5 protein-coding genes and 1 pseudogene are annotated in these 15,782 nt (G+C 34.5%); 1 reads left to right on the top strand and 5 read right to left on the bottom strand.

What is annotated here, in order from left to right:
* The 5 genes and pseudogenes from IW20_RS24640 to IW20_RS24620 form a co-directional block, all read right to left on the bottom strand.
* Window positions 1-3,582: pseudogene (locus IW20_RS24640) on the bottom strand (hypothetical protein); the annotation flags it as partial.
* 796 nt (window positions 3,583-4,378) lie between these two features.
* Window positions 4,379-4,903 carry an ankyrin repeat domain-containing protein gene (locus IW20_RS24635; RefSeq protein WP_051886196.1) on the bottom strand — a complete coding sequence of 175 codons (525 nt, stop codon included), beginning with the start codon at window positions 4,901-4,903 and terminating at the stop codon, window positions 4,379-4,381.
* 144 nt (window positions 4,904-5,047) lie between these two features.
* Window positions 5,048-6,568 carry a catalase gene (locus tag IW20_RS24630; RefSeq protein ID WP_035628836.1) on the bottom strand — a complete coding sequence of 507 codons (1,521 nt, stop codon included), beginning with the start codon at window positions 6,566-6,568 and terminating at the stop codon, window positions 5,048-5,050.
* A gap of 235 nt (window positions 6,569-6,803) precedes the next feature.
* On the bottom strand, window positions 6,804-7,796 hold the full coding sequence (locus IW20_RS24625; RefSeq protein WP_035628840.1) for a fumarylacetoacetate hydrolase family protein: 993 nt from the start codon (window positions 7,794-7,796) through the stop codon (window positions 6,804-6,806).
* Window positions 7,797-8,017: 221 nt separating this feature from the next.
* Entirely contained in the window at window positions 8,018-11,455 is a 3,438-nt protein-coding gene (locus tag IW20_RS24620) for a pyruvate carboxylase (RefSeq protein WP_035628834.1), read from the bottom strand.
* Window positions 11,456-12,127: 672 nt separating this feature from the next.
* On the opposite strand from IW20_RS24620, the gene IW20_RS24615 reads away from it, so the two are divergent.
* On the top strand, window positions 12,128-15,782 hold a 3,655-nt coding region (locus tag IW20_RS24615), incomplete at its 3' end, for a DUF4402 domain-containing protein (RefSeq protein WP_131494840.1).

Here is a 15,782-nt window from a genome sequence, read left to right as displayed (position 1 = left end):
GGTAGCTGGTGCCAATGGTGCAGCATTAACTTTTGCATTTAAAGAAGAAACAGAAGTACAAGTTCCTAATGTCGCTGTTACTGTGTAATTTCCTTCTGGTGCTGTTACAACTCCTGTAGCCGATACATTCACTCCTGTATTTGGTGTAACTTCATAAGTGTAAGTTGCATCATAATTGGTAATTGTAAAACTTCCATTTGACATTGCGCAAGTTGTTGGTTGTATTACAATACTCAATGCAGGTTGCACAGGAGTTAATGGTTGTGCATTAACAATTGTACTAGCCGTAGGTGAAGTACAAGCACCTAATTTTGCTGTTACTGTATAATTTCCTTCTGGTGCTGTTACAACTCCTGTAGCCGATACATTTACTCCTGTATTTGGTATAATTGTATAAATATAGGTTGCATCATAATTGGTAATTGTGAAACTTCCTGTTGCTATCCCGCAAGTAGGTTGTGTTACAGAACTTAATGTTGGTGTAACTGGTGTAATAGGTTGAGCATTTATTAGTGCATTAGCCGAAGCTGCTGATGTACAACCTGAGGTTACATCTCTAACTGTCGCTGTATAAGTTCCTTCCGGCGCTGTTACAACTCCTGTTGCCGATACATTTACTCCTGTATTTGGTGTAAAAGTATATGTCTTTGTAGCGTCATAATTAGTAATTGTAAAACTACCCGTTGCAGTAGCACACGTTGGTTGAGTTACTGCACTAAATAATGCAATTGCAGGTGTTACAGGTTGTACATTTACAGTAAAGCTTGATGCTGCAGATATACATGCTCCAGCAGAAGCTGTAACATCGTAAATCCCTGAAGCTAATCCTGAGAATATACCAGTGGTACTAACAACAGCTGCAGTTACAGGATTCGTTCCTGTAAGCGTATAAGTAATATCTGAAGCTGCTACAGGAGCTGTAACAGTAATAGTACCTGTACTTAGTGCGCAAGTAGGTTGTGTTACATCGGCAGTTGGAGCATTTGGAGCAGCTGTATTAACAATAGTATAAGTAGATACAGAAGTTCCCGAACATAAACCGTTAACAGTGTATGTAAAAGTAAATGATCCTGTGGCAGATACAGATGGTGACCAAAGATGTCCATTTAAATTCCCACTAGACGGGTTAGTTGTTTCTACCCACGTTCCATAAGGATCTGCTGTAGCAGGAAGCAATGTATTTAAATCTAAGTTAGTAACTGATCTGCAAACTGGAGTTGAACTATTTGCTCCCGAATTTGGGTTATCTAAATTTGATGTTATTTTATAATCCAATACAACATCTACACATGAACCTGGAGGAGATGAAGTAAGTCTTACATGATAAGTACCAGTATCGGTAGCTGTATTAAATGTTGGAAAAGACAAAGATGAACTTGTACTCAATACAGTTGGATCAGCATCTTTTGTCCAGCTAAAATTAAGATATGGAACTCCGTCTACAGAAAGTTTACCTGTTGTAGAACCATTGCATATATTAACAGCTGTAAGTTTAGGTAAGCCAAGTTTTTCAATGTCTAATAATGAGTTAACAACATTACCACAAGCATCTGTAATGGTAAAATTATAAATACCACTAGTTAAACCGGTAAAAAGGCTACTGTTACCATTATTTACTACAAAAGGATTACCGTTTTTGGTAGTAATACCATATGCATAAGGTTCAACACCATCATAACCAGTTATAGAAGCATTATAATGTACCCCATCTGCGCATTTAAACGAATATAAATCTTTCGCTTTCAGCCCCATTGTAGCATAATCAAAAGTAGAAAGAACATCATAACAATTTCTTCCATACCCCCAACTAGCAACGCCTGGTCCCAAATGAAGTGTTGTAAAAGTTTTTACTATTCTGTAATTTCCTGGTGCCGACCATGAACCCTGTTGCTGACCATTGGTTAATAATTGAGCATTGGTATTGTCAGGTATATCACTAGAATAACCTCCTGCCGTAGGATGTCCCCATTTATCACTCGAAGGATCTTTTATTTGTAACCAATAATATATATTCTGATTAGATGCAACGAGGTTATCTCCCGTTACACTCAAATTAACATCAAAACTACCACACTTTTGAACTTTAGATGCTACTACAGTTCCTTGATTATAACCTATAACATCTACATTTGTAGTAATAACATGTCCACATTTATCAGTTGTTTCAACAGTATATGTACCTCCTGGAACATCATAAAAAACGACATTATATCCGTCTGCAGATATATTAGATGCTACATTAACTGGGTAAGAGCCTGAAAAAACAGAAGGACCTGCTGTAACTTTTGCGCTTGTAAAAGTATAAGTTGAAGTATTTTGTGATACCGAAAACGAACCATTTCCTGCTCCACAACCTATTCCCTGAAATACCCATACGCTAGGTGTTGGTGTCGATACAGTAACATTTGTATTAATAACAATACCGCAGGCATCCGTTACACGAACTACATAAGAACCATCAGGTATAGGGTTTCCAACACCTCCTATAAGATTAGAGTTAGATGGAGCACCAATAGTATATCCTGGTGGTGCCGATAGAACTTCGTACGACAAAGGACTTGCCATATATTGAGTACCTAGAGAAAGATAAGATCCCGAACAATCTGCAGGTAAAACTTGTGGCGTTACTTGTGCCGGATCATTAATATTTCTTGTGGTAGTAAATACATTTCCACAAGCATCTGTAATTTTTAAATCTAATACAAAAGGTGTATTATAAAAAGGAATAGAGGTAGTTATATCATCAGAAGTACTACCATAACGATTAGCTCCTGCAATTGTTCTAGAAGTTATTATGTCTGCTCCTCCACCTGGTGGGTGAACAATATAGTCAAACTGAAGCGGATAAACCATTACGTTACTGTCTGCTCCTGCTTTTATAAATTGTCTAAAATCGCCAAAACCACAAACACTTCTTTCTGTATTATAATTAGTCCCTGGTTCAAATATAACATTGGGTGTAAATACTGTAAGAGTTACTGTTTGAGTCACAATTTCACCACAATTATCTTTAACGGATACTATGTAAGAACCACCGCTAAGTCCTGTAAAAGATCCTCCAGATTGTGGGCCTACATTCATAGAACCTGTAATTGAATACGCATTAACAGCAGCTGGAGTACCTGTATTAATCGTGATATTAATTGCGCCAGAATTAGGGCAAGTCACATCTGTTTTGGTAACACTAAAAGTTATCGGATTCACATCTGCATTTATGTTACCGTTCCAAATTTGGGAATTACTAGTGTGGCCAGCCATACTCTGAGTGGCATTAACACGATAAGCTCCTCCGCTTAGTCCAGTTAGCGAATTGCTCGTTGTTGTAGCAATCGCAGTAGTAAAATTTGGAGCTTTGTAAATGGCATAAGTTACAGTAGCACCGGGATTAGTTCCCGAAGTACTAAATGTTAATGCACCATTGTTTCTACAGCTTTCAGCCGTAGGTGTCACATTGAGCGTAAATGCAGGCAAGGTTGCCTGTGCTTGCATTACAAAATTAATCAGTAGGAATAGCAGTAAAACCGATCTACGGTTAAAAACCTTTTCCAAACAAGATTTTTCAATTAAAGTAGTTTTTTTCATAGTCTCGCAGTTATAATGTTCATAAATGGATTAAAATTGAGTTTAATGTTAATAATATGTGTTGTTTAAAAGTTACATGCGTAATAAACGAGTACTATTATTAGCTACATAAATAAGACTTAACTTGGTACTGAAATTGCTCTTATCATTTCATACATAAAAACTATGTATCAATAAATCCTTTGCGGATTTTTTATGAGCCAATATTTCAATATCCAAATGAATATCTTATGTATTGAATCGCATTAATAGTTCAGTAATTCTTTAGTAGAAAACAAGACTTGATTTTGTAACTTGTAAATTTCTTTAACAGGAAAAATGCAATTAGTATTTTCAATAGCTCTTGTGGTTAAGTAAGCAATTTATAGTGTGTAATTGATTTGGGATTAAAAGCACACTAGGGAAAAATCTTATGCAAATTTATTGTAAAACGTACCTCTTATCCTAAAAAGCACATACCACATAGGTACTCATACACCTATAAAACAAATACTTAGAACTTTACAAGCAAAAAAAAGACAATGTATATTGAGATTTAGCATTTAAGTATTCCAAAAAAGGAACTGAGGCTTTATAGGCAAATTGAATTGTAGTCTTTATTTTTTTGTACAATAAATTTAAAGTCCACATGAATGATTATTGTAATTTGAAGAACATCGTACAACCTCATTTAATATATCAAGACTTTACTTAAATCTTATCCAAAAAATGCTATTTGAAGATTGATACTATTTGAGGAATTTTTGCTTAAAAACTATATAAATTTTCTACACCAACAATAAATTCTTTTCTTCATTTATTCTAAAAGCTGTACTGCAATTTCATTCTCTTGAAGGGTTGCATAATCAAGAGCTGATTTATTAAATCTATCTCGCAACGTTTTATCTGCGCCTTTATCTAATAAAATTTTTATTATTGAATTAGCTCCAAAAGTTGCTGCAAAAATTAATGCTGTTGCTTCATTATAATTTCTTTGATTAATAGAAGTATCATAACTCAATAATAGTTGAACCATTCTGTCCAATCTTTTAAAACACACTCCCATAAGTGCAGTATTTCCCATTTTATCCTGAATATTAGGATTACCACCTCTTTTTAATAATAATTCGGCAATTTCAAGATTGTCATTATAACAAGCAATAATCAATGCGGTACTCCCCCTTTCATCCACACTATTAATGTCCTTATTTTCAACCAATAACTTGTTTAGTAGTCTGATGTCATTGGTACGAGCGGCTGAGAAAATATCTGCTTGGGCAGAAATTGCAAAAGTTGTAAATAGCATTAAAAGCAAAATATACATATTGTGTTTTGTCTTCATTTTCTTGATGTATAATAAATTAGTGTAACTATAAAAACTATTAGCTTGATTATAAATCAAGTAATAAAAAAGGAGTCCATTTAATTTAAAAATGAACTCCTTAATTTTATAGTGATAAAATTTCTGAATGTAGATTTGAGCAGTTTATCTTAAAAACATTTTTTCTACATCTTCTCTTGATAAACCCAGTTCTTTTGCTAAACGCTTACCATAATCATTGTCTGCCATATAAAAATAACCGACCATTTTCTTAACCACATCCTTATTAGCCACTCCTTTTAAGTCACCAGATAAGTTACTTATTAGGTTTTGCTTTTCTTTTTCATTCAGAGAACGGTAAAATTCACCTGCTTGTTTAAAATCGTTAGGTTTACTAATTTTTTGTTGAACAGTAACAGCGTTCGAAAAGGTTGATTTTGAATATTCGAAATTTTCATTATCTGTGAAACCATTTTTAGAAGTACTTGGCTCATAGTTAATATCTCCATTTCCTTTTTTTGTAGAAAACGCACCATCTTGATTATTAGAAACTACTGGAACTTTAGATGCATTTATGGGCAATTGTTGAAAGTTTGTGCCTATTCTGTATCGTTGCGTGTCAAAGTATGAAAACAAACGTCCTTGTAATAGCTTGTCTTCTGATGGTTCAATTCCTGGCACTAATGTTCCTGGTGAAAATGCAGATTGTTCTACTTCCTGAAAGAAATTATCCGGCATTCTGTTTAATGTCATTTTACCAACCAACTGCAAGGGAATTAAACTTTCTGGCCAAACTTTAGTAGGATCTAGCGGGTTGAAATCCAGTTTATCAAAATCACTTGGTTTTAACATCTGTACATAAAGTTCCCATGATGGATACTTCCCTGTCTTTATGTTTTCATACAAGTCTACTGTAGCATGTTGAAAATCTTTACCTTGTATTTCAGTAGCTTCAGCAGCTGTTAGATTTTTTGCTCCCTGCATCGATTTCCAAGTATACTTTACATAAGTAACCTCTCCCGAACTATTAACCCATTTAAAAGCATGTACTCCAGAACCATCCATTTGTCTATAATTAGCTGGAATTCCATAATCCGAGTAAACACGTGTAAGCATATGTGTACCTTCAGGAACGTTGCTGAAAAAATCAAAAACTCTGCTTGCATCTTGTTTGTTAGTAACAGGAGATGGCTTAAAAGCATGCACCATATCTGGGAATTTAATCGCATCACGAATAAAAAATACAGGTAAGTTATTGCCTACCAAATCATAATTTCCCTGATCTGTATAAAACTTAGTAGCAAAACCTCTTGGATCTCTCAATGTTTCTGGAGAACCCGTGCCGTGAACAACAGTAGAAAAACGTACAAATACAGGCGTCTTCTTCCCTTTTTCAAATAAAGAAGCTCTGGTAAAACTTGAGAAATTTCCCGATGCAATAAACTCCCCATAAGCACCAGTACCTCTCGCATGTACTACTCTTTCGGGGATTCGCTCCCTGTCAAAAGAAGCCAGTTTTTCGATTAAATGAATATCCTCTAATAAAACCTGACCATTCTGACCAATTGTTTTTGAATTTTGATTATCACCAACAGGACTTCCTGTATTGGTTGTAATCTGTTTTTGTTGTGCTACTATTGCCATAGATGACATAACTAAAACATAAAGAATTGATTTCTTTTTCATATAACATTTTTGTTTAGAGGACAAATGTATATGGGCACATTAATAAATTCAAACTGAAAAAAACGATGCTGACATAGATAAAAACTAACAGCCTAAATCTTTGTCAATTACACTCTACATCCTATAACTTCTTATATCAAAAAAAAAGAGTTTCTGATTAACTCAAAAACTCTTTTTTTAATAATGTAAATGCTGTGTACGTAGTTTGAACAAAAATATATCTACGTTAAAAAATCTATTGAACTGGATTATACTTGATGATTTTTTGATTTATTTTTCCAAATATAGATTTACCTTCATTATCATTCATTTCTATCTCTACTATATCACCAAATTTTAAGAAAGGTGTTGTTATCTCTCCTTTTTCGATCATTTCCAAACATCTAATTTCGGCAATACAACTTGATCCATCCGCGCCTCCTTTATTTGCAACGGTTCCAGAGCCAATTATGGTTCCTGCCATCAGAGAACGAGTTTTAGCAGCATGGCTAATTAATTGTCCAAAATCAAAAGTCATATCTATCCCTGCATTTGGTGACCCAATTTTTACACCATTTAAAGAAGAATGTAAAGGCAAATGTACTTTTCCTCCATCCCAATTATTCCCTAATTCATCAGGAGTAACAACAACGGGAGAAAAGCTCGTCCATGGTTTAGACTGATAAAAACCAAATTGCTTTTTTAATTCATCTGGGATTAAATTTCTTAATGATACATCATTAACAATCCCAATTAATTTAATATGTTTTTTTGCTTGTTCTGCACTAACTCCCGGTGGTACATCGTCAGTTATAACTGCAACTTCTGCTTCCAAGTCAATTCCCCAATCTTCATTCTCAACTTTAATATCATCATTAGCCCCGATAAATGCATCCGAAGCCCCCATATACATTAATGGATCTGTCCAAAATGTTTCTGGCAACTCTGCATTCCTAGCTTTCCTAACCAACTCTACATGCGTTACATAAGCACTTCCGTCTGCCCAATGATACGCTCTAGGTATTGGAGCCATTATTTTCGCGTTAGTAAAATCAAATATTCCGTCTATTTTCCCTTCTTCTAATTCTCCAGCAACCTCTCTCAAAAGACTTTCACATTTTTCCCAATTATCCATTGCTTGCTGCATAGTCGCAGCAATTGATGGAACTTTAACAGCTTTCGTTAAGTTTTTATTAACCACAACTAATTGCCCGTCTCTTGTTCCATTGTCGATTGTTCCTAATTTCATTTCTCTTTTTTTTGTAAAACTATAAAATTCTTTTTGATAACCAAAGCGCAATATCATCCATCAAAAAACTGGAAAGATGACCTTTTTGCCTCAAAAACTTAACCCAATTAATAATAACAATAAAGCGCCAAGTTTCAGTTGAAACTTGACACTTTTATTTATTTCTTCACCTTCTGGTAGGAACAATATGTCCCGATAAATTAAGAATATACATTAGTGTGTTACGTAATAGCATATTCAATAAGTAAATCTCCTTTCTCTACCAAACTATTTTCTTTCAAGTGAATCTTATTTATAATCCCTGACTTTCCTAATACTGTATTTTCCATTTTCATGGCTTCAATAGTAAATAAGGGTTGGTCATGCTTGATTGTTTCTCCTTCTTTTACCCAAATCTTACTTAGCAAACCAGGCAAAGGAGCACCAATTTCTTGGGTAGTCAATGCTTTTCGGTTTTGTATGCTATTAGTTTTTACAGATTTATCTTTTACTTCAATGGCTTTGGTTTGCCCATTTAGTTTAAAATAAACAGTTCTAATACCTTGCAAATCAGGTTCAGATTTATATAAGAATTTTACGATGATAGATTTTCCTTCCGAAATATTAACAATTACTTCCTCATTAGGCTGTAATCCGTAGAAAAACGTTGTAGAAGGAATAACACTCACGTCGCCATATTTTTCGATTTTATTAAAATAATCTTCAAAAACTTTAGGGTAAAATAGGTAAGATAAAAAATCAGCCAACGTACAAGACGAGGAGAATTTCTGTTGGAAAATTTCAAATTCTATGTCAAAATCAATAGGAGTCAAATGAGCATTAGGTAAATCTAGAAATGGTTTTTCTTTTTTCAGAACCATTTGTTGAAACTCTACTGGCCAGCCGCCATCGGGTTGTCCTAGCTCTCCTTTAAGCATTCCTTTAACGGAATTAGGAAAAGACAAAGTGCTTCCTTGATCTAAAACATCTTGCTTGCTCAGGTTACTACTTACCATAAACATGGCTAAATCCCCTACTACTTTAGAGGATGGTGTTACTTTAATAATATCACCAAGCAAACTATTAGCATCTTGATATGCTTGTTTGATATCTGTCATTTTAGACTCTAATCCCAAGGAATAAGCTTGGGGTTTAAGATTCGAATATTGTCCTCCCGGAATTTCATGTTTATATACTTCGGCAGTACTGGATTTTAAATCAGATTCAAAAGGATAATAATACGCTCTGATATCTTCCCAATAATTACTGTATTGATTTAGTTTTTCAACATCAAGTCCAGAATCACGAGGAGTTCCTTTTAAAGCTTCTGCAAAAACATTAAAATTGGGTTGAGAAGTAAGTCCAGACATAGATGATAATGCAACATCAATAATATCAACCCCTGCTTCTACTGCTTTTAGATAAGTTGCAGACTGTATTCCGGCAGTATCATGGGTATGTAAATGTATTGGTATGTCAATGGATTTTTTTAATTCGGTTATTAATTTTTCGGCGGCATAAGGTTTCAATAAACCAGCCATATCTTTTATACACAAAATATGAGCTCCTGTATCTTCTATTCTTTTAGCGAGATCTAAATAATAATTAAGATTAAATTTTGGACGCTCAGGATTTAGGATATCTCCAGAATATCCCATACATACCTCGGCAAGGGAATCTGTATTTTTAAGAACAGCATTAATACTGTTCTTCATATTATCGATACTATTGAGTGAATCGAAAATCCTGAAAACATCTATCCCTTTTTGAGCGGATACTTCAATGAATTTCTCTACCAAGTTATCTGGATAAGCAGTATAACCTACACCATTAGATCCTCTTATCAACATTTGTAACAATACATTAGGCATTGCTTTTCTAATTTGTTCTAAACGATCCCAAGGGCTTTCATTTAAAAATCGCATCGTAACATCAAATGTTGCGCCACCCCAAACTTCCATAGAGAACATTTGTGGAAAGTCTTTTGTAAATGTTTCTGCAAAAGGCATCATATCAATAGTACGAACTCTGGTAGCAAGTAAGGATTGATGCGCATCTCGCATAGTGCAATCTGTATACAAAATTTGGTTTTGCTCTTTAATCCACTTCGTGAATGCTTTGGGTTTTAACTGATCCAACAATTGCTTGGTTCCATCTGTATAAAATGCATTTGATGGAATTGGTAATTTAGGGACTAAAAACTTTTTTTCTGGCAAAATAAATTTTACATCCGTATTCCCATTAACAATTGTATCACCAATAAAGGCTAGATTTTTGGTTACATTATCGGATTTTCTTTTAATTTTCATCAGCAAAGGATTATCTCCTATAAAGTTTACCGTAATATTTCCTGCTTGAAAATCGGGATGGACAATTAAATTTTCTAAAAAAGGAATATTGGTTTTAACTCCTTCAATAGTAAATTCTTTTAATGTTCTTAAAAGACGTTGGCTAGTTCCTTCTAATGTTCTTCCTCTGGCGGTAATCTTTACTAGCATAGAATCAAAGAAAGGCGAAATCTTAACTCCTGAATAAGAACTTCCTTCATCTATTCTTATACCATAACCTCCAGCATTTCTATAAGCTATAATTGTCCCATAATCGGGTGTGAAATCATTTGCAGGATCTTCTGTAGTTATCCTGCATTGAATTGCAAAACCACTGCATTTTAAACTTTCCTGCCCCATTATGTAAATTCCCGGACTAGAAAGTTTGTGACCACAAGCAATAAGAATTTGACTTCTAACGATATCAATTCCTGTAACCTCTTCTGTAACAGTATGCTCTACTTGAATTCTGGGATTTACTTCTATAAAATAAATATTTTCAACCTCATCAACCAAAAATTCAACTGTTCCTGCATTATTGTAATTTACCTTAGTTGCAATACTAAGTGCATACTCGTATAATTTATCTTTTGTTTCTTGTTTTAAATTTGGCGCAGGGGCAATTTCAACTACTTTTTGAAATCTTCTCTGAACACTGCAATCACGTTCGAATAAATGAACAATGTTTCCGTAATTATCACCTAATAACTGAACTTCAATATGTTTTGGATTTTCAATGAATTTTTCAAGAAACAGAGTATCATCACCAAAAGCTGTTTTTGCTTCTCTTTTTGCTTCATTAAACAAAGCTTTTAATTCGTAGTGTTGTCTTACTACACGCATACCACGCCCACCTCCACCAGCTGCTGCTTTTAGCATCAATGGATATCCGATACGATTTGCCTCTTCTTGAGCAATATCAAACGAAGTAAGGTTTATTTTACTATCTTCAATTAAAGGAACATTGGCTGCAAGTGCAATTTTTTTGGCAGCAACTTTATCGCCTAATTGCTCCATAACTTTAGGATCTGGTCCAATCCATAAAATCCCATTCTGAGCACATTTTACCGCAAATAGTACATTTTCGGATAAAAAACCATAACCTGGATGAATGGCATCTACTCCTTCGGCTTTGGCAACTTTAATGATTTCATCAATATCGAGATAAGGCTTTAAGGGATCTGTATCTTTGCCTATCTGATACGCCTCATCGGCTTTGTAGCGGTGTAGGGAATACCTATCTTCATAGGTATAAATAGCTACAGTTTTTATTTTTAATTCCGCGGCAGCGCGAAAAATACGTAGTGCAATCTCTCCTCTATTTGCAACTAGTAATTTAGAAATTGTTCTCATTTTAATAAATTAAGTTAAATATCCACAAAATAAAAATGTCTTATTTTGAACAACTTCTAAAAATAAAATCCCTTACTTTATATTGTTTAAAATTCAATTCTTCTCAGACTCCTTCCGATGGAATGAATAATAAATAAAGTAATTCTCTTAGTTCAGGTCATTCAATATAAAACCATTTTTTATAGCTTCAGGAATCCTTTCTTCCCGTATTTGGTGTTCAAATTCATAGTAATATGCGTTATAATTTATAGATAATAATCATCATTTATTCCTAATAAAAAACTGATTTATAAGGTGCAACAAATATATAAAAGTTCTTGAGTTGACCACATTCGAGTTGAAAAAGAAACAGTATCATTTAATTTTTTTGCATTCCTTTTCTGAAATGGACTTTTAGATTCCGATCATTATTTAATTTTTTATTTAGTTCAGAATTTAAATCCGTTTATAGCGGATAATCTCCTATATCCACAAGTAAACTCTGCTTTTTCATTTGGTCAAAAACCATAATTAATACTAATTAATAACTAAAAATATCATCATAAACATATTTTTTATGTTAATTTAATATCAATATTAAATAATATACACCAATTTTATTTTCATAACAAACCTAATTTTGTACTGCTTCGATAAAACATGACATCGTGGATAAACCTACAATTTTATGCAATGAAAAAATTATACATCCTATCCTTGTTTGCTTTTTTTTCCTTTACTCTAACCGCTCAAATAGAACAGCCAAGTACTATACCAATGGGTTGTAAGCCCGCAAGTATTCCTGTTCCAGTACCTATTAAATCAAAGCTACAAAGCAAATTAAAAGCTATAGCAGCCACAGGAATAACAGCTAATGTAGAAAGTATACATAGTGCTTTTGTAAACTGGCAATCTGGAGGTTTTACAAGCTTCTCTATCGGAACAGGTTCTGTTCCTAATGGTCCAAATTCGCAAAATATTCGTTGGCCTCAAGGTTTAAATACTACAGATAAGACGACTCAAGGGTATAGCTATGAAGAATTGCGTTTAACAGCTCTCGCCTTAGGAACTACATTCGCACAGGGACAAAATTTTTACTTTCACTTATTAAATGGTGGTACAGATACAGTGATTGGTCCGCTAAATTTTACATGGCAAAATTTGGGTACTGCGGGCAACACCGTAAATGTTGCTATCGAGACACAATTTGGTATTAATGGATTAGGCGGATTTGCTACTTGGCAAGCTACCAATATGATGGACTTTTATAATAAAGTTATTCCGATTATAGCACAAATATATGGTCCCTCTTCTCATTCTTACACCGTAAATGTTATCAATGATGGTAATGCTACTGGGAGTAATACATTTTATAATGGTCCCAACTGGATTTCGACTCAATATACTGCTGATGCTTTTGGTAAGATGACTCAACCACGCTTAATGGTACATGAACTTTTGCATGCCTGGCGTGATAATGTATGTTTATCATCGGATAATCTTTGGCATTATCAAAATACATTAAGTGGTTTTGAAGAAGGTATGGCAGAATCTGTTGCCCAGATTGTTATGGATAAATTTGCTGCTGCATACCCTAATTACTTTCCTGCAGGAACAGCTTATCTAAATAAGCATTGGGGGCATGAAGACGGATATGCCTTTGATTGGGATTATGATTTTCAGAACCACTCTCAACTTACTACTACCGATTTTTGGTCAAGTGACCAAGGTATTGGAGCACATTGGGAACGCTATGGTACAAGTTCAGCCGCTTTTTATAAAATGTATATTGAAGATTCTGATGTATTCAAAAAGTTCAATGCCGAATATTACAGAAGGATGAATGCTGACCATACCTTGGTAACATCGCGTACTTTACTCATAGATATTTTTAGTACAGTACTGCCTAAGGTTGAAGAAAAAGAAACGAATTTGTGGATAAACAAGCAACGAGTTTTAGATTGTAAAGTAGTACCTGGCAAAAAAGTGCACATGCTTAGTTTTCAAGGTGCCGATGGAGGGCGTGATATGGGACATGACAATAGGATACATTTAATTGAAACTCAAAATTTGCCTGGAGGAAATGAATGGTCCTGGGATAAATTAGATGCTTCAGGAAATATAACCCAACGTTGGTTTCATCAGCTTAATAATTTATCAGGAAAAATTGATATAGTAAATTATACCACTGGAACAGTTAATAACACACTAAATTTCAAAAACAATGATGCTGGTTATTACGGACCAAATCAAGGTCCTTGTTTGCCACCAACTTTAACTGGTACGCCTTGTTTTCCTACAGGAATAGATGGTCATGGATTATATACTACTTCTGCAGATCCTGCAATTACTAATGGAGGAGTTAACGATGGAAGTTGGTATAATGGCTTAGGACTTAATGCCGACAGAATTATTTATAAAATACAAACGACAGGTTTATACATTTATAATATTGAATTTCAATCTGGAGGAGCGGTTAAAGGCAAATACTACCGATTACATGGTAATGGATTCATTGGTAAAGATGGCTTATATGCAGGAGTACTCAATAATAATGATTCTCCCGTTTTAGGTAAAATGTATGTAGAGCAAAAAAATATTGCAAACCCAATAGCTGGAGAAGAAACAGCTATTACTATAAATAACGGAACTCTCATTGCCCCAAGAATATGGACTTCCGTTGCCGAAACTCAATCACAATTTAAAGCAGGAAGAACTGATACTCGATATTCTAAACCAGGAAAAGTACATGCTATATACGTTAATAGCGATTGCTCGAAACCCCAAAAAATAGGCTTTAGAAATATTACATACGGTAGTACTATTTCTGGTGTACAAATGTTTTTGTTTAATGTAGATGATTTTGAAGATATACTTTATACAGAATCCATGCCTGCCCTATTGTGCGAAGGATATCAAGCCGATTTTACCGTAGAAAATAATTTTCCGAAATATCTCGATACAGATTCCAGAGTTACTTATAAATGGAAAAATCCATTGGGAACTGTGGTTTCTACATCAAATAAATATACTATCCCTGCTGTTACACCTCATGATGCAGGTCTTTATACTTTAGAAATTAGTTCTTTCGGTTGCCTAATTACAAGAACCAAAAACCTAGTAGTAACTCCAAGTGTAGTTCTTGATCCTAATGTTGATACACCAATTTCTTTCTGTGCTAATAGCACTATCAATCTAAAAGTAAATGGAACTTTACCTACTGGTACTACTTATTCCTGGACAGGTCCTAATGGTTATTCTAATGCAACTCAAAATCCAAGTATTCCCAATGCACAAGCTATAAATGCAGGTATTTATGAAGTAACCTGCACTGTTAAGGATTGTGATGGTACTACAGACATTATTAAGAAAAAGCAAATACAAGTTGATGTAAATTCAATAATAAAACCTAAAATTTCATGTGGAATATCATCACAAAATTCGGTATCATTTCTATGGGACGCAGTTTTGGGAGCTACCGATTATACAGTATCGTATCAAGTAAATACTAATCCGGTACAAAATATTGGAGCTATTGGTAATGTCTTACTTTATGATATAACTGGATTACAACCATCCGATAATGTCGAGATTTTTGTGACTCCTATAGGTGGTCCCGGTACTTGTTTTGAAGTTGAAAAACATAGTTGTCAGACCAGTTCTGCGCCAACTTGTACCATTCCGGTGGCACAAGCTATTGCGACAGCGGTAATTACTTGCTCTAGTCCTTCAGTTACATTAAACGGTACAGGCTCAACAACTGGTACGGGTATCGATTATCAATGGACTACAACTGATGGCTCTATTATTAGCGGAGCAACAACGTTAAATCCAATTGTTAATGCTGCAGGTTCATATAAGTTAATTGTAACCAATACAGCTGGCGGAGGTTGTAATTCTCTTCCTGCAACGGTTAATGTTACAGGAGCTTATTCATTACCAACAATTCCAACATTAACGGGTCCAAATTCTATTTGCTTAGGATCCGATGCAATTTTTACAATTACAGGAACAGTTGGTGATAATGTGAGTTATACAGGAACAGTTTCTGGAACAGTTATAATAGGAAGCACAGGTTCATCATTAGTAACAGTTCCTTCAGCGAGTTCAAATATAACCTTAACTTTAACAAATAATACAGATGGTATCTGTAGTCAGGTTCTAACAGGAATAACCAAGACTATCAATATACAAGCAACACCGAATGCAGGAACAAACGGAACTTTAACCTTATGTTCGGGAGCAACTCCTACAGCAGCTCAATTGTTTGCTCAACTAGGCGGAACACCTGATACTGGAGGTACGTGGACTAATGTTGGGAATATTTATACTTACACTGTAAATCCTA

Source organism: Flavobacterium hydatis (assembly GCF_000737695.1).
Taxonomy (GTDB): Bacteria; Bacteroidota; Bacteroidia; order Flavobacteriales; family Flavobacteriaceae; genus Flavobacterium; species Flavobacterium hydatis.
This window is presented reverse-complemented; position numbering and strand designations above follow the sequence as displayed.